Origin of the sequence: Actinomadura sp. NPDC048955 (assembly GCF_040649435.1) — a bacterium.
Taxonomy (GTDB): Bacteria; Actinomycetota; Actinomycetes; order Streptosporangiales; family Streptosporangiaceae; genus Spirillospora; species Spirillospora luteofluorescens.
On the sequence record NZ_JBEZJI010000009.1, the window covers coordinates 84,673 to 104,882 of the forward strand.

The window sequence follows — 20,210 nt, forward strand, 5'->3', positions numbered from 1 at the left end:
GGCCGTCGGCGGCCTGCACGACCGCCGGGATCTTGCGGCGGTAGGTCGGCAGCGCGGCCTCGCTGGGGTGCGGGGCCGACAGGACCGGGCGCGAAGCCGAAGGCGTCGACGAGGTGGGCGACGGCGTTGACGTCGGCGGGATCGCCGCCCGCGATGGCGAGAGCTTTGCGACCAGGCGTCGCGGCTGGACGGGCTCCGTTCTCGAGGTCGTGGTAGCCCGTGTGGTTGAACGCCTTGATCACACGGATTCGGGCAGGAATGCCCGCACGGTCTCGCTGGAGGAGGTGCGCGCTCCTCGGTGACGGCGTCGCGGGAGTGATCACTCTGCGGCTCGGGGACACGCTGGTGTCCGAGCTGGCGGAGCTGGCGCTGTTCGCGGTCCTGTTCACCGACGGCATGCACGCGGGCTGGCAGGACCTGCGCAGCGCTTGGCGGCTGCCCGGACGCGCGCTGGGCTGGGGCCTGCCGCTGACCCTGCTGGTCACCGCCGTGCTCGCGCACTACGTCGTCGGCCTCGGCTGGGTGCAGTCGCTGCTGATCGCGGCCATCCTCACCCCCACCGACCCCCTGTTCGCCGCCGCACTCGTCGGCAACGACAAGGTGCCGCCCCGGCTGCGTCACCTGCTGAACGTCGAGTCGGGCGTCAACGACGGGCTCGTCCTGCCGTTCGTGGTGCTGTTCCTGGCGATCGCCCAGGGCGAGGAGAACCTGCACCTGGGCGAACTGGGCGCCGAACTGGCCGGCGGTCTGGCCATCGGCGTCGCGATCCCCTGGGCCGCGATCATGCTGGTGCGCACCCGGTGGCTCGCGATCTCGCCCAAGTACGAGCCGCTGAACGCCGTCGCGATCGGACTGCTGGTACTCGCCGCCGCACAGGCCACGCACGGCAACCTGTTCCTGGCGGCGTTCGCCGCCGGGGTCACCGTCGCGACCGTCGGGCACCGGCACTGGAAGGCGTTCGAGCAGTTCGGTGAACTGGTCGCCGAACTGCTCAAACTCGCCGCCCTGCTGGTGTTCGGCGCGCTGCTGTCGCCAGCGTTCCTCGGCGACGTCGGCTGGACCAGCTGGGCCTTCGCCGTCCTCGCGCTCGTGGTCGCCCGCCCGTTGGCGATCTGGGTGTCATTCCTGCGGTCCGGGCTGACCGCGCGGGAGCAGGCCGCGGTGATGTGGTTCGGGCCCGAAGGGCTTCGCCTCGGTCGTCTACGGGCTGCTGGTCCTGGAGTCGGGCATCCTGGCGGGCGAGAAGATCTTCCACCTCGTCGGCGTCACCATCACCCTGTCGATCCTCGCGCACTCCTCCACCGACATCGTCGTCGCCCGCGGCTTCGACGACGAACGCGAAGTACCGGCCTGGTTCGAGCGCACCCGCACCCGCACCCGCATCCGGCGTCCGGGAGCCGCCGGCAAGGCGCAGGACGAACCTCCCCATCAGCGCGATCCGAAGATCATTCCCGTGACCGCCCGCAATGACCAGGAGCCTTCTTGGCAGCCGTCGTCATCGTCGTTTTCGTCGTCGCCTACGTCCTGATCGCATCTGAGAAGATCCACCGCACCGCCGTCGCCCTCGGCGGCGCGGGGCTGATGCTGCTGTTCCACATCACCGATGCGGAGACGGCGTTCTTCTCCACCGAGTCGGGCGTCGACTGGAACGTCATCTTCCTGCTGCTGGGCATGATGGTGATCGCCTCGGTGCTGCGGCAGACCGGGGTGTTCGAGTTCGTGGCGATCTGGGCCGCCAAACGCGCCCGCGGAAAGCCCTACCGGCTGATGGTGATGCTCACCGTGATCACCGCGCTCACCTCGGCACTGCTGGACAACGTCACCACGGTGCTGCTGATCGCCCCGGTCACCTTCCTGGTCTGCAAACGACTCGCCACTCAGCACGCGCTCGCTGCCGGTGAGGTTCTGCTGCAGCAGGAGGATCGCCCGGCCCAGGCCCCTGGCCTCCCGGCGGGCCTTCCCGGGGGCGGACGGTCCGACGTGGCAGTGGCGACGTTCGGCCACGATCACCCACGTAGCCCGCCGGTGTCGTGGGTCGTCCATGTTCGGCGCGCTTGGACCAGATCGATCGACCCGTTCGGGGCCATGAGGATGCGCTGCGAACGCTCCAGCCCGATGAGCCGGTGAGTGCGCGCCGACCCGGTCGGCTACTCCGAAGGAGGGGCGGACAGCCTGGTCGGTGGACCCGGGTCGTCGGGGGCCGGGTGCCACGGGGCGAGCAACCGGTCCATAAGTACGTGAAGGTGCGCGCGGAATGACTCGACGACCTCTGGCTGAGCCGCGTCCTTCATCCCCTGATATCGGTTGAGGATTCCCGAGCCCAGGAAGCCGTGCACGCACCAGACCATGGTGCCGAGAAGGTAGTAGGTGTTGACGTCCGGGGGAACCGCGTCTTTTATGCTGCGGGCGGCGAGTTGCATCAGCGGCCGGGCGTACTGATCCTCCATGGTGGAGAAGTCGGCGGCGTCGGCCACCCAACGATGTGCCCACAGCGCGCGGTTCTCCGGGTTCGCCACGTGAAAATCGAGATAGGCGTCGACGACCTCGTGCACCGCTGACCGCGCGGAGTCCGACCGGGACACGGCTGCTTCCAGCATTTCCCGTTCCGCCTCGAATGCCCGCCGCATGACCTCCTGGTAGAGAGCGCGTTTGTCTCCAGCCACCTCGGCGACAACTGCGGTGCCGACGCCGAGGGCGTCACTGATCAGCTGCAATGAGGTCCCGTCATAGCCGAGTTGCCCGAACAGGCGGGTGGCGACCTCAAGGATTTGTGAGCGCGTGATCTCATCCGACACGGTTTCACGCTACGCATTGTTCGGTGAGGCAGAGCCTGAGCCCGGGCAAGAGCCCGGCACGAGAGGGCAAAGTCGACGTTGTGGCATCCGTAACGCAGTCTCGCGTGAGAGCGTTGGCCAGCCGACATGGAGGGCGTCGGCGACGTCTGGATCGAGAAGCTCGCCGAGGACTGCGTGCTCAAGCGCCGCAGCGACTTCCACGACCTGACCACCGGGCAGCTGCTCGGCTACGAGCGGATGGGCAAGGTCAGCGCCCAGAACATGGTCGACTCGATCGCGTCCTCCAAAGGCGTGGGCCTGCGGCGCGCGCTGATCGGGCTGGCGATCCCGATGGCTGTCGTCGATGGAGCGTCCGCGGAGCCCCAGCCGTGGTGATCGAGCGCAAAGCCTGGATGCTTGCCAGCAGGGAGTGCGCGATGCCAACGCCGGTGGCCACGGCGGCAAGAAACACATAGCCCATAGCCAACACTCCGGCGATGGCCGAGGTGACGAGCCACTTGGTGAGCAGACGCCCGCTCTTCGCGGCGGCCTCTCCGATGACGCTGGCCGGCAAGAACAGCAGCGGCATCAGGAGTGCGCCTACCAGGCCGGCGAAGAGCACCAGCAAAGGCCCCGCCAGTGGGCCGCCGGTGTCCGCATCAGCAACGACTGCGCACGCGAGCAGACCGGCGTAGATGACGACATCCTGCACGACGAACGCCGCGCAGGCGACTATGGCACCGACCAGGTGCCGGCCAGCCTTCACGAACACAGCGCTCCCCTGCGGTCGTGCCCAGATCGGTACCTCTCAGCACCCATGCGCCATACCGGAGCAGGCAGCCATTTCTCCCCGCCACTCATCGAAGACGCCCGGATTGTGATCACATCGGACGGTTATCGTCGCGGGCTTGGGCGTACTGACCGTCACCGCGATGGTCCCCAACGCCCGGGTGTCGAACGACCTGCGACGCTGGCCCCGTTGACGAATGGTTCAACAGAGCCGGACCCCGTCCCCCACGCACGGTGTCCAGGACGAGGGTCAACGGGTTGCTGTCGTTTTCAGAGTGATCGCTCCGCTGTCGGTGCGGGCGGTGATCGAGCGTGGAGCGACGGCGTCGTTGGGGAGGGCGGTGTGGACGTCGCCGCTGTCTGTGGAGGTCGTGACCTTGTAGGAGGTGCGCGGGACCGTGATGTCCACCTCGCCGTTCTCGGTCTTCACCGCCACCTGCCGTGGCGCGGCGGCGAAGGAAAGGGTGACGTTTCCGTTCTGTGAGAAGGCGGAGACGTGCTCTGATCGGGCGGAGGAGGAGCGCACTTCGCCGCTTTCGGTGCGCAGGACGAGCGGGCCGGTGGCGGCGGTGACCGCGATCGCGCCGTTGGTGGTGCGGACGCCGAGCGCGGTGCTGAGGCCGGTGGCCGAGATCGTTCCGTTGTCGCCCTCGATGTTCAGGGCGAGGCCGCGGGGGACGAGGGCCTTGTAGCGCACCGCGCAGCCGCCGATCAGGGTGCCGCAGTCGGTGGCCAGGGTGAGCCGGTCGCCGGTGAACTTCCAGGTCGCGGTCGGGACGCCGCCGATGAGCGCCCATCGGTCGAACCGGCGGGTGATCTGGACCTCGTCCACGTCGGCGGGCCGGATGTCCAGGTCGCCCGAGTCCTTGACGATCGTGAGGCGGTCGCCGACCGGGCCGAAGGAGCGCCTTTCCGGTCGGGCGTCGTCGGCCGAGGCGCCGCAGCCGGTGAGGGCCGCGAGCAGGAGCAGCGCTCCCGCGGCCGGTGGGAGGACGCGACGGAATGAGGTGGTCAAGGGATCTCCACAGTCGATACCAAAAGTATTGAATACCTAAAGTATGCTACGGTCCGGCCATGACCGACAACCGAGGGCCCGCGAGGCGGGTCCCACGCGAGGAGGTCCGGCGGCGGCTGCTGGCCGAAGCGGTGCGAGTGTTCACCGAACGCGGCTACGACGACGCCCGGATCGAGGACATCGCCCACGCCGCCGGCTTCACCAAGGGCGCCGTCTACTCCAACTTCGGCGGAAAGCAGGAACTGTTCGGCGCCGTCCTCAGCCAGGGCGCCGAGGACGAGCGGGCCACGGTGACCGCCGAGATCGACGGCGGCGGCGAGACGGGCGCGTTGATCGAGCGGGTCGCCGCACTGATCACCGCCCGAATCGTCACCGACACCGGGCACGGCCAGCTCGGTCTGGAGTTCGCCGCCCGCGCCGCCCGCGACGAGAAGACCCGGGCCGTGCTGGCCCCGATGCGCCGCGCGCAGCGCGACACCGCCGCCCGGGCCGTCGCCGAGGTGTCCGATCGCACCGGCACCGGCCCGGCCGTCCCGCCGGAGCTGGCCGGGCTGATCCTGCACTGCCTCACCAACGGTCTGGTCAACGAGCACCTCGCCGACCCCGAGGCCGTCACCGCCGATGTCATCGAGCAGGCGTTCAACGCCGTGCTGACCGCGCTGCTTCTCCCGACCAGCCGCACCTGACGCACTGGTGCACATCTCTGAGAGGACCTTCGTTGGCGACCCTGCTCTACCGGCTCGGGCGGACCGCGTTTCGCCACCGCCTGCGGTTTCTGGCAGGCTGGCTGGTCCTGCTGGTGCTGGCCGGGGGCGGTTTCGCCGCGTTCGGCTCGCATCTGGACAGCGAGGCCACCATCCCCGGCTCGCAATCCCAACAGGGCATCGACCTGCTGGAACGTTCCCTGCCCGAGGCGACCGGCGTCACCGCGCAGATGGTGTTCGCCGTCCCGCCCGGCACCACCGTCGACGACCCGGCCCACCGGGCCCGCATCGGCAACGCGGTCCGGCAGGCGGGTACGGCGCCGCAGGTCGCCGAGGCCACCGACCCGTTCGAGACCGGGACCATCTCGGCCGACCGCCGCACCGCGCTCGCCCAGGTGCTGTACCCGATCAAGCGGGACGTCCTGGATGACGCCAGCGTCACCGCGCTGGAGGACATCGCCGCCGCGGCCCGCGCGAACGGTATGCGCGCCGAGGTCGGCGGGTCGGTCTACAGCACCGCGGGCATGCACGCGGGCATCGGCGAGGTCATCGGCGTCGCGGTCGCCGTGATCGTGCTGGTGGTCACCTTCGGGTCGTTGCTGGCCGCCGGGCTGACCCTGGTCACCGCGATCACCGGGCTGGTGATCGGGCTGCTGGGGCTGATGCTGGCCTCCAATCTCGCCACCATCTCCGACACCGCCCCCAGCCTGGCGCTGATGGTCGGCCTGGCCGTCGGCATCGACTACGCGCTGTTCATCGGCTCCCGGCACCGCGCCCAACTCGCCGACGGGATGGCCGCCGAAGAATCGGCGGCGCGTGCCGTGGCCACCGCGGGCGGCGCCGTCGTCTTCGCCGGCCTGACGGTGATCATCGCGCTGGCCGGGCTGAGCGTGGTCGGCATCCCGTTCCTGACCGTCATGGGCCTGGCCGCCGCGCTGACCGTACTGATGGCGGTGGCAGCCGCCATCACCCTGCTGCCCGCCCTGCTCGGCCTGGCAGGCGACCGCCTGCGCCCGCGCCCCGGATCACGCGCCGCCCGGTCCGAACGCGCCGGGGCGGGCGGGCTGCGCTGGGCCCGCCTGGTCACCCGCCGTCCGCTGCTCACCATCCCGGCCGTGCTTCTGGTCCTGGGGGCGATGGCGCTCCCGGCGCTCAAGCTGGAGCTGGCGATGCCCGACAACGGCACCGCCGACCCCGCCTCCACCCAGCGCAAGGCCTACGACCTGATCTCCACCGCCTTCGGCCCCGGCAACAACGGCCGGCTGCTGGTCCTGGTCCACACCCGCCGCGGCGGCGACCCGGTACGGGCCGCCGCCCAGATCGCCGAAGAGCTCGACCTGCCCGGCGTGATCTCGGTCAGCGATGCCGAGCCCGGCACCGATGGGCGCACTGCGGTCCTCAACCTCGTCCCCGCCCAAGGCCCGCGCACCCAGGCCACCCAGCGGCTCGTCCGCGACATCCGCGCCCGCACGCCCGCACTCGGCACCGTGGCGGGGGCGGAGGTCCTGGTCACCGGCTCCACCCCCGCCGCCATCGACGTCTCCGACCGGCTGCGCGACTCGCTGGCGCCCTTCACCGCCGTCGTGGTCGGGCTCTCACTGCTGCTGTTGCTGCTGGTCTTCCGCTCGCTCCTCGTCCCGGTCAAGGCTGCGGCCGGGTTCCTGCTGTCGGCTGGTGCCGCGTTCGGGTCGGTCGTCGCGGTCTTCCAATGGGGCTGGCTCGCCGAGAAGTTCGGCGTCGCCACCACCGGACCGGTCTTCAGCTTCATGCCGATCGTGGTGATCGCCGTGCTGTTCGGCCTGGCCATGGACTACCAGGTCTTCCTGGTCTCGCGAATTCGCGAGGAGTACGTCCACACCGGCCGTCCGCGCGAGGCCGTGCTGGCCGGATCCAAGCACGCCACCCGTGTCATCACCGCCGCCGCGCTCATCATGTTCGCCGTCTTCGCCGGGTTCGTCACCACCGACGACCTCACCCTCAAACCCATCGCCCTGGGCCTGGCCGCCGGCATCCTGACCGACGCCTTCCTGGTCCGGATGACCCTCGTCCCCGCCATCCTCGCCCTCACCGGCCACGCCGCCTGGTGGCTGCCCAAATGGCTGAACCGCCTCCTGCCCGACCTCGACATCGAAGGCACCGAGCTTCAACGGCCTCCTACCCCACACACTCAAGACTCCGAACTCGCCACAGAACCGGCAGCTCCCTCCAAGTGACACCTGTTCAGTTCACCCCCGTCCGCACCTTGCCGTCTCTGGCCCGAGTTCCAGGTCAGGTCCCGCGCCAGGTGGGTGTGGCCTCGCGGGTGAGGGCAGCGGGTGACGACCCGCTGGCTGCGTCGCGGCGACCTACCGCCCGACAACATGCCCCAGGCGGTTCCGACTGAGGCGGGTCTCGGCCTGAAATCACTCGTGCGTGGCAGCCCGCTCATCCGCATCCGGCCCGGGTGTGAGCGCGAGCACATCCTCGGGTCCGTCGACACTTCCCAACGAGGCCGCAGCCCTCAAGTGCGTCTACATGACGCTGGGAGCCTGGACCCCACCGGCAAGGGCAGCAACGCTGGACCAGGCGCTGGAAGACACCCCTGAACGCCTTCCAGTTCGCCTCCGAGGTCCGGCTCACCAGCCACTGACTACTCACCCCACCAAGACCGGGCCGTTAGGTTGACACACCCGCTTTCCGACGCAGGGCTTCACCCCACCCCGTTCCCAGACTGAGTCGCCAGCCTGCTACCGGGCTCCCTGGCAGTCACCTGGACCGGACTCACACCGGCAGGCGACGACGAGCTTGCGATCAGGTCATGGTCGCTGGACTCCTTGATTTCTGGGCGCATCGGCTGGAGCCCTAAAGCCGCCCGGTCCTTCCGAACGTCCCCGCGAGGGCGCCGCCGCGGCATTGCTGCCGCTCTGGGCCGGGTGGGCGGCGTGGGGGCACAGTGCCGCAAATGGCGGCCAGATGGTTCGGACACCGTGGAACGCTCAGGGGAAGACTCGGCGCGGCCGCGTACCTGCCTGAAGGGTCGGTGGAGACCGTTGGACCAGAAATGAGAACACGTTACAGTTTCTTCCATGGGCACAGTCATTTGGGACGCGCCGGACAGCGAACACCCCGCGCGCCGGGCGGTACGCGCGGCGATGGCCGCGGCCGCGGGCGGGCGCAAGCAGGAGTGGCTCGCGCTGTTCGGCCCAGACGCCGTCATCGAGGACCCCGTCGGCCCCTCGATGCTCGATCCCGAGGGCAAGGGGCACCGGGGGCCGGATGGGATCGAGCGGTTCTGGGACGAGAACATCGCCCGGGTGCGCAAGTTCCACTTCCGGGTGAGCGACTCGTTCGCCAACGGCCCCGCCTGCGCCAACGTCGTCACCATCACCGCGACGCTGGACGGCGGGACCACCACGACGATCGACTGCCTGACCGTCTACACCGTCGATGACGACGGCCTGATCACCTCGTTCCGCGCCCATTGGGAACCGGACCGCGTAATGGCCACCCTGACCTCCCCGTAAGACGCCGCGGGGAAGCGATCATCTGGGTGTCCCACGGCGGGCGGCCCGTCCGCGAGGCCGTGGCCCGCGGCCAGGTCGAGACGACGACCGACCCCGCTGGCTGCGTCGCGGTGGCCTGCTGCCCGACATCATGGCCTGGGCGGTTCCGCACTGAAGTGGGCCGCGGCCTGAAGCCGCTCGTGCGCGGCACCCCGCACATCCGCGCCCGGCGCGGCCCGCACCGACGACCACCAGCAACGCTGCACGCCGGCATGGGATACGGCCACGACCACCCGCGCCGGCGGTTCCGCAGACGCGGGTCTGAACGCAGGCCCCAGCACGATCGGGATGCGGCAGCCCCCGTCGGCTACCGGAACCTCGCCGACGGGAACCCCGCGCCCGCGTTCGTCACGGGACGCCTGGCGCCTCAGCGGCCTCTCCCGGCGTCCAGGTGGGTTCGAACCGGAGGATGTCGGCGGTGGCGGCGCCCTGGGTGATGAACGGATCGGACGCGACGGCCGCCTCGATCGCCGACGGTTCGCCGTCCGCGATGATCAAACCGCCGGTGCGGGGCTCCAGCGGGCCCGCGAAACGCACCATCCCCAGGGCGAACAGACCAGCGGGGTTGGTGTAGTGGGCGTCCTTGAGCGCGTCGATGACGGCCAGAGGTGCGTGGTACTTGAGCACGATCACGTACATGCCTCAAGTCAACGGCAGGCGGCTCCGGCAGAGCCAGGACTGATTCGCCGCCCCCTCTATAGGCTGGAACCTATGGGCACTGATCAGAGTGGGTGAACCGGGTGCGGACGACCTTTCCGGCTTGGAGCTGCGGCACCTGCGCTACTTCGTCGTTGTCGCCGAGGCAGGCACCGTCACCGAGGCGGCCCGGCGTCTGCGCATCGCTCAGCCCAGCCTCAGCCAGCAGATCCGGAGGCTGGAGCGACGCATCGGCACGCAACTCTTCCGGCGCCTGCCCCAGGGGATGGAACTGACCGAGGCAGGACGGCTTTTGCTGGACGGCGTCAACCGGGCGCTGGGCGAGCTGAGTTCGTCAATCTCGGCAGCACGCGCCGAGGCCCCGGTGGTGACCGTCGGCGTGTGCCGGGGCGTGCCGCAGTCCGTGCTGGCCGCAGCGGAGCACGCCATCTCGCCCGACCGGCGGCTGCGACCCGCCTACCAGCGGGTCGACTCCCACCTGCAACGCGACCTGCTCCTCGCGGGTTCCCTGGCCTTCGGAATCCTGCGCATGCCCGCGGACACCTCGGGGCTCCGGCTGCGAACGGTCGGCGACGAGCCGCTGGGCATCGTCCTGCACAGCCGCCACCCCCTCGCCGACAGGCCGAGACTGACCTGGCCCGACCTGTACGGCCAGCGTTTGCTGTGGTTCCCGTCGAAACGCGCCCCCGGGTACGCGGCCGCCGTTCTCACGCGGCTGCACGAACACGGCTGGACCCCGGACACGGTTCCCGACGATCACGGCAGCCATACGCTGTTCCGCCACCGGCTCATCGCCGAGAACGCCCTGGTCGCTCTCCGGACCCGGAGCAGCTCGGCCGATGATCCGGACCTCGTCTGGCGCCCGGTCGGACCGGAACCGCCTCACGAACGGCTCGTGCTGGGCGCGGCCGCAGGCACACCCTGGGCTCGGCGCCTGGCTGCAGAGCCCGCTCGCACCCTAACCTGATCGCTCCGCGGTCGCGGCCTGCTCCGCGCTGACTGCTCGGCGGGTTCGAAAGGAATCGGCACGTGGCGGTACCGGGCGGCACGGAAACCGGGCTCGGTGCGTACAGGCCGAGATCTCCGCCACGTGACCGCCTGCGCCGCCGCAGAAAGTGGCCGATGACATACAGAGAGTTTGTACGCGGGATGCCGCCGCCAGCTCGAGGACTCACTGATCGTGCTGACCTGAGCTCGATCATGCGGGGAAAGTGGTTTCACGACATCGAGGGTCACTCGGTCTCTGGCAGCGCCGATCGGCCCGAGGCCTCGTACGCGGCAGACCATGACCGTGGCTTTACCGAGCCCGGAGCCCTGCTCATACCTGCAACTACTCGCAAGGGCAGGCAGGGCGAGCGTTGCCTGGCACGGCACTAGTGACGGTGCCTGCGCAGTTCGATTGCCAGTTCCGCCGTGAATTGTTCGGCGTCTGAGATCCGGGCGCGGATCTTCCGGCAGCGTTCCTCTACCAGCGAGCGGTAGGCGGTCAGGCGTTTGGTGAGATCGGTGCGCGTGGCCTCGTCGGTGTCGGCGGATTGGAGCTGATCCGGGATGATCAGCAGGCCGCGCATCTCTTCGAGGGTGAAGTCGAGCGGCTTCATCCGCTTGATGACCAGCAGGCGCGCGATGTCGTCATCCGTGTAGAGGCGGAACCCGCCCTGGGACCGCGCCGTGGGCAGGGCGAGGCCGACCTCCTCGTAGCGGCGGAATGCGGATGATGACGTCCAGATGCACCAGCAGGTGGGTGGCGGTCTGCCCGTAGCCGCCCGGCATCTCAGCCGACAGCAGCGCTTCGACGGGAACCGGGTGGGTTGAGATCCAGCCCGGCGGTAGTCCCTGCCACTGGCAGCCTGATCGTGCGGGACCGGTTGTGCCCGCGGCGGTGGAACTTGCGAATGCTGCAGCCGCCACCATCTGAAATCAAGCCGGTGGCTGGCCGACCAGTCCGAACGGTTCAGCGCGTCGGCCAACTGGTCGACGTCTTGCTCGCGTAGGGGCCGCCAGGCCGCCCGGGGGTCGATGACGATGTTGAGACCGGAGCAGATGATGAGGTTCACATGCTCGTCGGCGCCGCCGAATGAATCACGTGGTGTGTCGGGGCGATGGATGGCCCACGGGTCGGACTGCACTCGCGTGTCGCCTTCTGCGAACAGCGCGGCGAGTTGCTGCCAGCTGGCCGGGTGAGTGGTGTTGTGGTGCCGGACGGGCGCCGCCCCATCGACTAGCAACGGCCGCGGCCCGACGCCGGGGACGACGCGAATGACCAGGACTTACTTGCCTGAGTCGTCGTCCATCGGGACCGGAACGATCTCGGGCACCCATGGGGCTCGATGGCGCCGTGGCAGTGCTCGGACACACGTTCGAGCGTCTTCTCTTTGACGCCGGGTGACGCGGCGGTCATCGGTGACACCGACCAGAACCAGACCGCCATAGGTGTTGGCCCACGCGGCCACGGCCTTGGCGATGCTGGTGCTCATGTCGGCCTTGTACTCAAGCGTGGGGCTCTCGGGGCCGAACCATCGCTACCAGGCGACGGACCTAATTCGATCGTCACCTGGGAAGGGGCGCTGTGCAGCAGAGTTTGAGCCAAGGACACGTGGTCCATCATCGTGGATGGCCGACCGGAACCGCTCAGAGTTTTTCAGGCAAGCGCGTAGGCAACGACTCCGCCGGGGACAGCCGCAGGCTTGACCTCTCCAGCCCGCGCGCGGCCAGTCTCTCGACCGACCCCGACGACCGTTCAAGTGAGCGCTTCGGGAATCTGCGAAGCGTACGCATTGGCTCCCCGGCCGGCTCCCGAGACTACGAAGCGGTCATCGGGACACACGAGATCGCGCCGCGGGCAACGCTGTGACCTGCGGAAACTTGGGGTGGCGATACTGGGTTCGAACCAGTGGCCTCTTCGGTGTGAAGCAAAGCAGACAAGTCGATCTAGGTCGATCCAAGTCGAACGGGGAGCCTCTCACCTGCACAAACGCCCTGATCAAGTCGACCTGAGTCGATCGGAGTCTGACTGCGGTGGCTCCCAAAACTGGCTCCCGCAGCTCCCCGACTGCGAGAGAGGAACACGCGTCCCTTCCGCAAGCCGATGAGGTACTTCCGACCACGCTGATCTTTTAGCGGTGCGATCGCCTTGCGATTCCCCAGGACCACGTGGCGGTGCTGCGGCCGCAGTACCAGCCCGAGGGCGCCCCGCACGACGCTTCAGCCCAGCGAGCCAACCCGATCACCTATACGCGCATCGATACAAGGAAATCGACAGGCAAGCCGAGGTCTTCAGCTAGCACCTTGAGTGGATTATGGGTCCCCGAAGGCACGAAAACATATACGCCAGGGCGAGGGTAATCATAGTGGTGCTCCAATGCGTACCATACCCCTGAATCATCGCCACGAGCACTCGCATGCGCGACTGGCCCCGGAGCCTCCCACTCTACATTTTCTTCGAAGTCAACCTCCCAACGAGCTGAGAAGTCGCGCCAAGGAATGGGAACTAGAGCAACCATTTTCCAGTCGTACTGCGGAAGCTCTCGGTTAGGAATTGCAGTAAGGCCCATTTAATCATTCCCGAAACTTCATTCCCCAAGGGCGAACCTTGAGATGATGACATCGATCTGGGCGAATTCACCGTCGATCGATTCGACAACCCCCTCGTTGCCGACATGCCACTGAACGTACGCTAGGCCAGGCTTCAGTCTGCCTGCGCGCGTCCAGGCCCACTCCGAGGGAACCGCTTCAGTGTAGAACTCGACTCCCACCGCCCCTTCGGGTAGTGGGCCAGGGTATGCCTGAACCGCTGGACGCGATCCACCACGTGCGGTCCTGCCCCAAACTTGACCGGTGTCGACGATCTGCTGAATTCCCTCGACTGTCTGGGACCTGGATTTCACCCTGTGGTAAGGGCCAGAGATCTTGCAGGGGTCGGTGTTGTGAACCAGGACCGCTGTCGCGCCTGCGAGTGCGTAGAACGTATGGTCGGCGCCGACGGTGAGGTTGTGGACCCGCTGGCGTTGGGTCCAGGTTCTGATCGCGGTGAGTTGGACATAAGTGCCTACGCTGGTGCGGAGCCACATGCCGGGCTTGAGCTTGCCAGCGACGATCCATTTGCTGGCTGCGGGCACCCAGAAGGGGTGGCCGTCGGTGGCGACCAGAACGCCAGCCTTGTGGCCGCGCTTGCCGTCGGTGTCGACGGTGAGCTCGACCAGGTGTTTGGTCCCGTTGCCGGTGATCGTGGCGAGGACCGGTCGGGCTGACGTCTTGCCGGTAGTCGGGTCGGTGGCCATTACCTTGTCTCCGAGCCTGATCTTTTCGATCGGCTTGGCGGATCCGTTGGCCATGAGGACAGCGGTCCCCCCTACGAAGCTGTTGCGCGGGCAGCCTGCTCCGCCTCCGGCAGGAGCGTCGTCTGCTGCTTTTCCGGCCTTCTTTGCGGCGGCGGGTACCGCCTTTGCCGCGCTGCCCGCACGGCCCGGGGCGCCGCCCTTCGCCTTGCCTGCGATCTTCTGGACTATTTTTGGGGCGACTCTTCTGAGGACGGGTGCCGCGGCTTTGGCGGCCAGTAGGCCGCTTACCGCGAGGCCGGCGTCTATTGCTGCTCCGGTGATGCCGGCTTTGAAGCCGCCTAGCAGGGTTTGTTGGTCGGATGGGGTGTTCTGGTGGTACGAGACCACGCCGTAGACCCATCCGCCGATGGCAGCGCAGCCGACTACTGCGCTGCCGCCGCTGATTGCGGTGCATAGGCCGCCTGCTGCGATTCCGGCGATGGTGGCCTGGTGTTTCTTCAGGAAGCCGCCGACCTTGCCGACCTTGCAGCTCCAGCCGCAGGGCTTCTTGACCGGTACCGGGTTAGGGCTCGCGGTGCCGTTGCAGCCGACCCAGCAGCCGCCGCCGCTGGGTGCGCGCGGTGGCGCGAGGTAGACGCCGCCGCCTCCTCCTCTTCTGAAGGAGTTGCGGTGCTGGTTGGCGTTGTCCCAGCGTTCGCGTGGTCCGTCGTTGCCGTAGCTGCTGGGCCCTGGCCGGAAGCCGCCGTCGCGGTACTGGCCGGTGGGGTCGGAGTGGTCGATGGGGTTGTTGCCGGCGTAGGAGTAGCCGTTGGCGGTGAGGGGGTCGCCGCCGCCGGTGACGGGGTCGGCGCTGAGGAAGCGGCCGGTGACCGGGTCGTACTCCCGCGCGCCTAGGTGGGTGAGGCCGGTGGTGGTGTCCTTGGTGCCGCCGACGTAGCCCTTGTCCATCAGTGTGGGCCACAGACCGATAGGACTGCTGCGCTCGTTGCCGAACGGGGCGAATCGGCGGACGCTCCAGTTGTCCTGGTCGACGGCGTTGACGGTGGTGTCGGCGCTGCCCTGGTAGTCGGGAACGAGGAACTGGACGGTGGAGCTGGAGGTGCCCGTCCGGTAGGCGACGTTCTGACCGGCGTGGCTGTAATAGCGGACCGCGGTGACGGTTCCGCTCGGGGACACCTTCATTTCCTGGCTGGGCAGGTAGAGGGTCTTGCCGTTGGTGTCCTTGCGGATCAGGCGGTTGCCGGCAGCGTCATAGATGTAGCTGGCCAGTTCCTTGCCCGCGTCATCGGTGACCTTGGACAGGTTGCCTTCGACGTCCCAGACCAGTTTCTGGCCGGGGCGGGTGACGGTGTTGCCGACCTTGTCGTAGGTGTACAGGGCGGTGGTCTCGGTGGTCCCGTCGGTTTCGTTGAGCGACTTCAGCGCGTGGGGGCTGTTGGCGCCGTCGTCGCCGAGAGGTGCGGGGTAGGTGTAGGTGCGGGTCTTGTCTGCGGTGGGTCCGCCGGTGAAGGCGTGCTGAACTTCCTTGGTGCGGTTGCCGACCTTGTCGCCGTAGTTGCCGGTGGCGTCGTACTGGTAACTGGTCCAGTAGGGGGCCGGGCCGCCGATGGTGGTGGAGGTCGGCGCGGCGTTGCAGTCGGAGTTCGTGGTCGACCAAGCCTCGGAGAGGCGCTGGGCGTAGTCGTAGGTGTAGCACTGGCGGTCGGGCGCCTTGCCGGCGGCGTTGGTCAGGATCGACCTGATCGAGCCGGCATCGGTGTAGTCGTACTTGGTTTCCAGGTCGAAGGTGGCGGTCGAAGACTGGCGCTTGACGGTGGAGCGAGTCAGGCGGTTGGTGGCCGGGTCCCGGTCGAACGTCTGCCAGAGGAACTTGTCCGACACCGCTGCCATGGCCAGCTGGGTGATGTCGCCATGACCGTCGTAGACCGTGTCGGCGACATAGGTGGCCAGGCCGTGTGTCCATTCGGGCAGACCGTCGTCGTTGTACTCGGTGGTGACGTCCTCGGCGGGCAGTCCTGTGCTGCCTCCGACCGCCGGATAGGACGTGGTGAGCGGGGAGCCGTTGAAGTTGTAGGACTGCGCGGTGGTGTAGGTCCCGGCGAGCGCGCCCTCGGACGCCGGAATCGTGACGGTCGTCCCCTTGGCGTTGTAAAGCCCGTCATAGCCGGTGATCGCAGTGACGTACTTGTCGCTGCCGATGTGGCGGGTCGAGGTGGCGGGCAGGCCCTTGGCGTAGGGGACGGTGTCGTAGGTCATGGAGGTCAGCGGCGTCGTGCCGTTCCTGACCTCCAGTGGACGGCCAAGGTTGTCGTAGCTGTAGCCGAGCGTGGCGCCGCGAGCATCCTTGGCGGTGCTGACCTGGTCGAAGAAGTCGTAGGTGACGGTCGAGGTGCCCTTGTCAGGACTGCTGCCGGTGACCGGGCGGCCCTGGACGTCGTAGGTGGTCTTCCAGAGGTTGCCCGCAGCGTCGCGGGCCTCGGCCGGACGCCCCGCCCCGTCGTAGGTGACAGTGGACGCCAGGTAAGGGCCGGCCAGGTCGGTGGTCTTGTACTGGCGCGTCTCCACCGTCCGGCCCAGAGCATCGGTGAGTGTGGCCGAGGGCATCGCCCCTGAGGGTGGGACGACCGTGGTGCGCTCACCGTCGTACTGGTTGGCGGTCGTCCACTTCTTGGTAGAGAAGCTGTAGAGCGTGGTGGTGAGGATTCGTTCGGCGCCGTCGTAGGTGCTGAGCGTCTGGCTGGGGACCTGGTTGTCGTCGGCGGTGGTCAGGACGCCTGACGGGTTGCCGGTCAGTACGTAGGCGGCGTTGGTCTTGTCGACCAGGCCGCGGCTGTCGTACTTGGTGTCGGTGATCGTCCGTCCGCCGCCGGCCGCTTCGTTCTGCGACTGGCGGGGGCGCAGCATGCCGTCGAGCAGGTCGACGGACGTCTCGTAGGTGAGGGGGCTGGTCTTGGTGAGCGTCTTGGTGGTGACCGAGACCGGGTTGCCGTCGCTGGGGAAGGCGTAGGCGTAGGTGGTCGAGGGCCGGTCGGGGTTGCTGTTGCGGGTGTTGTTGGGCAGCCAGGCCCGGATGAGGCGTCCCAGCCCGTCGTACTGGCCCTCGCCGACGCGCCCGTTGGGGTCGGTGATCTTGGTGGGCATGCCGCGGGCGGGGTTGTACTCGATGGTCGTGGTGAATCCGGCGGGCGCCGCGCCTCCTACGCTGACGGGCGGCGTGGTGAGGGTGCTGGATTTCAGCCAGCCCTCGGCGGAGTCGGTGTAGGTCGATTTGGTGATGCGGTCGTCGCCTGTGGTGGCGGGGTCTCCGACCTGAGTGGCCTGCAGGACGCGGCCGTATCCGTCGTAGGTGGTGGTGCCGGCGGGCGTCATGGTGGAGCGACCGCCCGAGACGCCGGTGACCTTCTCCGTGCTGGTGGCGTTGCCGACCGTTGGGTAGGCGCCGTAACCCTTGCCGTCATAAATGATCTTTGCGTCGGAGATCATGTCGGCGGGGACCAGGTTGGGCTCGTGGCTGGCGTCGTTGTCGCAGTCGACGGAGACGGAGAGGGTGCGGATCGGCAGGGACTGAATCGCGCCGCCCGGCGCAGCGCCGCTGGGAAAGACGGTGCGTGAGCACGTGTCGTCGGCGGAGGTGGTGATGTCGCCTTCGTTGTCGACGGCGACTGTGCGGCCGAGACCGTCATAGTCGTAGGTGGTCTGGGTGTTGAAGTCGGTGCCGTCGGCCTTGCGAGAACGCCCCCGGGTCCACTGCGGCTGGACGCGTCCACCGTCAACGGTAATGTCGTCGTCGGAGTTGGTGTCGTGGAAAGTGCGGCTGAGGGTCTTGGTCCATTTGGGCCGCGACACGTTCGCCTCGGTCTCGGCGGCGTCGGTGAAGGCACCGTTGAAGGTACGGGTCTCCAGGACGGCGCCTGCGAGTGGGTCGAGGTCGCTGATTCCGCCGAGCAGGTTCTTGGAGTCGGTGACGGTGACGCTTTGCCGGGCGTTGCCCTTGCCCTGGTAGTTGCCGTCCATTCCGCGGGCGTAGGTGGTCTCGGTGCGGGACTGCTGTTCACCATTCTGGCCGTCACCGCTGACGGTGCGGAGCTTGGTGTAGCCGCGCCACTGCGACCAGGTGCGCCATTTGTCCTTGGTCATGCCGTCGTCCTCGGCGTACCGCCACGCGGCGTCGCCGAGATAGGCGTAGCTGGTGATCTGGGACCTGGACTGCCCGGTGTTGTCGGCCTCGATGATGTAGTCGACGACGTACTTGTGGTACCAGTCGTTGATCAGCTTGCCGTCGGGTTGTTCCCACTTCACGGGAAAGCACCGTTTGGAGTTGTGCTTGGGATCGGGCATGTTGCCGGCCGAATAGACGCAGTCCCCCGCCGGAGTCGGGTCGGCATAAGGGTCGGAATAGCCGACGCTGGTGGTCGCACCGGTGCCGTTGTCGACGCCGACCAGGCGGGGCCGGTCGTATCCGGGGAGGGCGTCGACGCCGGTGCCGGAGCGGCCGGTGACCACGCGGTTGGTCATGAGCTGACCGAACAGGGTGATGCGGGGCGCCTTCGTCTCGCCGCCGTTATGACCGGTCTGGTCGATGGTGTGCAGCCAGAGCGCGCCGTTCTGATAGGTCTGCCCTAGATCCCAGATGTCAACGGTGGCGTACCCGGGGTCTTCGGTACTGGCCACCTGGTTGTCGCGGAGCTTGGTGGTGATCTTCGTCAGGCGCTTGCGGTTGAAGAAGGTCGGCGAGGTCTTGGCGTATCCGCAGGTGTCGCCGTCGTCGCAGATGCGGTCGTCCGGCAGGTCCGTCCGGTCGGACAGGGTAAAGCGGACTCGTCCGGTGGCCGGGGTGCCGTAGGTGGAGCCCTTGCGCTGGCCGTAGTCGATGCGGCTCAGATAGCCGCCGGAGTCATATTTAGTGCCACCGCTCGTCTGCTGGTAGCGAGTGTAGTTGTTGGTCTCTTTGCCGTAGAAGTAAGTGATGGTGTTGTTGTGCGGGTCGACGACGTGATCGAGATTCCATCGCCAGGCCTTCTGACACCATGCGTCCTTGAAATCGCTGTCGTAGCACGGTTCGCCGGATTTGTCACCGAAGACCGGCACGGTCCACGCCGAGTTGGTCTCCTTCTCTCCGTTCGTCCAGTTGTCAGGACGATTGATCCCGAAGAAGTACTCCACACCGTCCAGATCGGTCAGCTTCCAGTACTCGCCATCGTGGTCGCCATTGGTGGCACCCGTCAGCCGCTCGATGGTGGAGCCGTCATCGTTGCGAGGGCGCCAGGTCTGGGCGGCGCTGTCGTACAGCAGTTCGGTGGACCGGCCGTTCAGGGAAAGGACGGCGTTCTGGCGTCCCCAGCACAGGTCGCCGGAGGCGTGGCCGGCATCGATGCACGGCTTGTACTTGCGTTCGATGTATCCCGGCCAGTAGTCGAAACCGTCACCGATCCAGGACGCCTGGGAGTTGTCGGCGGCGGTCTTGCCGTCCACGGCCCCCGAGCTGTAGCCGATGGTGACCTCGGGCATCAGCTCGCCGGGAACCGGCGGCAGCCGCATCGGATAGTTCCAGGAGAACTCCCCGGTATTGCTGCCCGCGCTCCAGTTGGACGCCGGGGACAGGCTGGTGGCGCCCCAGTCGCCGGACGGTCCGGAAGCGCCCGCCTCCGCAGCGAGCACCGTCGTGGTCCCTGCGGTGGGCGCGGCCCCCTGCGCGGGCTCGGCGGCCACGGCCACGTCGGCCGACAGCGTCGCCGTCTTGGTGTCGTTGACGGTGGGCAGCACCGTGCGCTGCTGGCACCGCGTCTGCTCTGGGCTCGTGAGCGCGCAGGCCGGCAGCTTCACCAAACGCAGCCGGGAGGCCCAGTCACCTCCATGGGCGTTCTTGAACTGGGCGTAGCTCAACCCCACTTTGACGTTTCCGGCCTGCGGCGCCGACATCGCCATGACCGTTTCTGTGCGCGTGGCCTTCGCGGTCTTGCGGTCGGCCATCCGCACCCGCACGCGCGGAGGAACAGCTGAGGCGACCGCCCTCTCCCCTTTGCGGGCCGTGGGTGCTGCCGCCCACACCGGCAACTTGCCTGCCCGCACCCAGGCTCCGGACGTTTGAGCGTCCTTGCCTTTGATGCCGGCGCGAAGGACTGCCAGGTCCGCCGTGCCCTCGCCGGGCACCGGCCATACCGGTGCGGGCGCCTTGGCCGAAATCGGTGCTCCCGCCGAGCCGGGGGGTTTGCCCGTCCGGGCTTTGAGCGCCTTGCCCTTGATGCGGGGCGTCTTCTGGGTGCCGGGGCGGCGTGCGGCGCCGTCGTCTGACAATTTGGGCCGCACTGCGGCCGCCGCCTCACCGGCCACCCCGGCCACCAGCGCCAGTGCCAGAGCGACCGCTACCGCGGCGATCAGCCCATGCGCCCGGCTCAGCGCACGCAACACACCCTTCACTGACGCCTCATTTCTCTGGAAGGCACCACGGT

The 20,210-nt window shown here is 68.0% G+C and carries 12 protein-coding genes and 2 pseudogenes; 8 read left to right on the forward strand and 6 right to left on the reverse strand.

Annotated elements, in window-relative coordinates; all coding sequences use genetic code 11:
• Positions 1-258 precede the first annotated feature (258 nt).
• Both AB0C84_RS12155 and AB0C84_RS12160 read left to right on the forward strand, forming a co-directional pair.
• Positions 259-1,470, forward strand: coding sequence for a cation:proton antiporter (locus tag AB0C84_RS12155; protein ID WP_361064499.1), 1,212 nt, complete (start codon positions 259-261; stop codon positions 1,468-1,470).
• A 12-nt stretch (positions 1,471-1,482) separates the two neighbouring features.
• Positions 1,483-2,127: an SLC13 family permease gene (locus AB0C84_RS12160; RefSeq protein WP_361064502.1), complete on the forward strand. Its 645-nt coding sequence runs from the start codon at positions 1,483-1,485 to the stop codon at positions 2,125-2,127.
• A gap of 20 nt (positions 2,128-2,147) precedes the next feature.
• On the opposite strand, the gene AB0C84_RS12165 is transcribed toward AB0C84_RS12160, so the two are convergent.
• Complete coding sequence (locus tag AB0C84_RS12165) at positions 2,148-2,795, reverse strand: TetR/AcrR family transcriptional regulator (protein ID WP_361064505.1); 648 nt, start codon at positions 2,793-2,795, stop codon at positions 2,148-2,150.
• Between the two features lie 126 nt (positions 2,796-2,921).
• Here AB0C84_RS12165 and AB0C84_RS12170 point away from each other — a divergent pair, with 126 nt between their 5' ends.
• The gene (locus AB0C84_RS12170; RefSeq protein WP_361064508.1) at positions 2,922-3,170 is read left to right on the forward strand and encodes a hypothetical protein; all 249 of its coding nucleotides are present in this window, start codon (positions 2,922-2,924) and stop codon (positions 3,168-3,170) included.
• 643 nt (positions 3,171-3,813) lie between these two features.
• Here the strand turns inward: AB0C84_RS12170 and AB0C84_RS12175 are convergent.
• The gene (locus tag AB0C84_RS12175; RefSeq protein WP_361064511.1) at positions 3,814-4,578 is read right to left on the reverse strand and encodes a DUF4097 family beta strand repeat-containing protein; all 765 of its coding nucleotides are present in this window, start codon (positions 4,576-4,578) and stop codon (positions 3,814-3,816) included.
• A gap of 59 nt (positions 4,579-4,637) precedes the next feature.
• On the opposite strand from AB0C84_RS12175, the gene AB0C84_RS12180 reads away from it, so the two are divergent.
• The 4 genes and pseudogenes from AB0C84_RS12180 to AB0C84_RS12195 all read left to right on the forward strand — a co-directional run.
• The gene (locus AB0C84_RS12180; RefSeq protein ID WP_361064514.1) at positions 4,638-5,264 is read left to right on the forward strand and encodes a TetR/AcrR family transcriptional regulator; all 627 of its coding nucleotides are present in this window, start codon (positions 4,638-4,640) and stop codon (positions 5,262-5,264) included.
• 32 nt (positions 5,265-5,296) lie between these two features.
• Positions 5,297-7,495, forward strand: coding sequence for an MMPL family transporter (locus AB0C84_RS12185; protein ID WP_361064516.1), 2,199 nt, complete (start codon positions 5,297-5,299; stop codon positions 7,493-7,495).
• A gap of 852 nt (positions 7,496-8,347) precedes the next feature.
• On the forward strand, positions 8,348-8,785 hold the full coding sequence (locus AB0C84_RS12190; protein WP_361064519.1) for a nuclear transport factor 2 family protein: 438 nt from the start codon (positions 8,348-8,350) through the stop codon (positions 8,783-8,785).
• A 173-nt stretch (positions 8,786-8,958) separates the two neighbouring features.
• Positions 8,959-9,066 (forward strand): annotated as a pseudogene (locus AB0C84_RS12195) (IS5/IS1182 family transposase); the annotation flags it as partial.
• Between the two features lie 106 nt (positions 9,067-9,172).
• On the opposite strand, the gene AB0C84_RS12200 reads toward AB0C84_RS12195, so the two are convergent.
• Positions 9,173-9,463 carry a hypothetical protein gene (locus AB0C84_RS12200; RefSeq protein ID WP_361064522.1) on the reverse strand — a complete coding sequence of 97 codons (291 nt, stop codon included), beginning with the start codon at positions 9,461-9,463 and terminating at the stop codon, positions 9,173-9,175.
• A 121-nt stretch (positions 9,464-9,584) separates the two neighbouring features.
• Here AB0C84_RS12200 and AB0C84_RS12205 point away from each other — a divergent pair, with 121 nt between their 5' ends.
• Entirely contained in the window at positions 9,585-10,448 is an 864-nt protein-coding gene (locus tag AB0C84_RS12205; protein ID WP_361064525.1) for a LysR family transcriptional regulator, read from the forward strand.
• A gap of 406 nt (positions 10,449-10,854) precedes the next feature.
• Here the strand turns inward: AB0C84_RS12205 and AB0C84_RS12210 are convergent, their stop codons facing one another.
• The 3 genes and pseudogenes from AB0C84_RS12210 to AB0C84_RS12220 form a co-directional block, all read right to left on the reverse strand.
• Positions 10,855-11,610: a MerR family transcriptional regulator gene (locus AB0C84_RS12210; protein WP_361064528.1), complete on the reverse strand. Its 756-nt coding sequence runs from the start codon at positions 11,608-11,610 to the stop codon at positions 10,855-10,857.
• A 141-nt stretch (positions 11,611-11,751) separates the two neighbouring features.
• Positions 11,752-11,976: pseudogene (locus AB0C84_RS12215) on the reverse strand (ATP-binding protein); the annotation flags it as partial.
• A 1,077-nt stretch (positions 11,977-13,053) separates the two neighbouring features.
• Positions 13,054-20,178, reverse strand: a complete 7,125-nt coding sequence (locus AB0C84_RS12220; RefSeq protein WP_361064531.1) for an RHS repeat-associated core domain-containing protein — start codon at positions 20,176-20,178, stop codon at positions 13,054-13,056.
• Between the last annotated feature and the right edge of the window lie 32 nt (positions 20,179-20,210).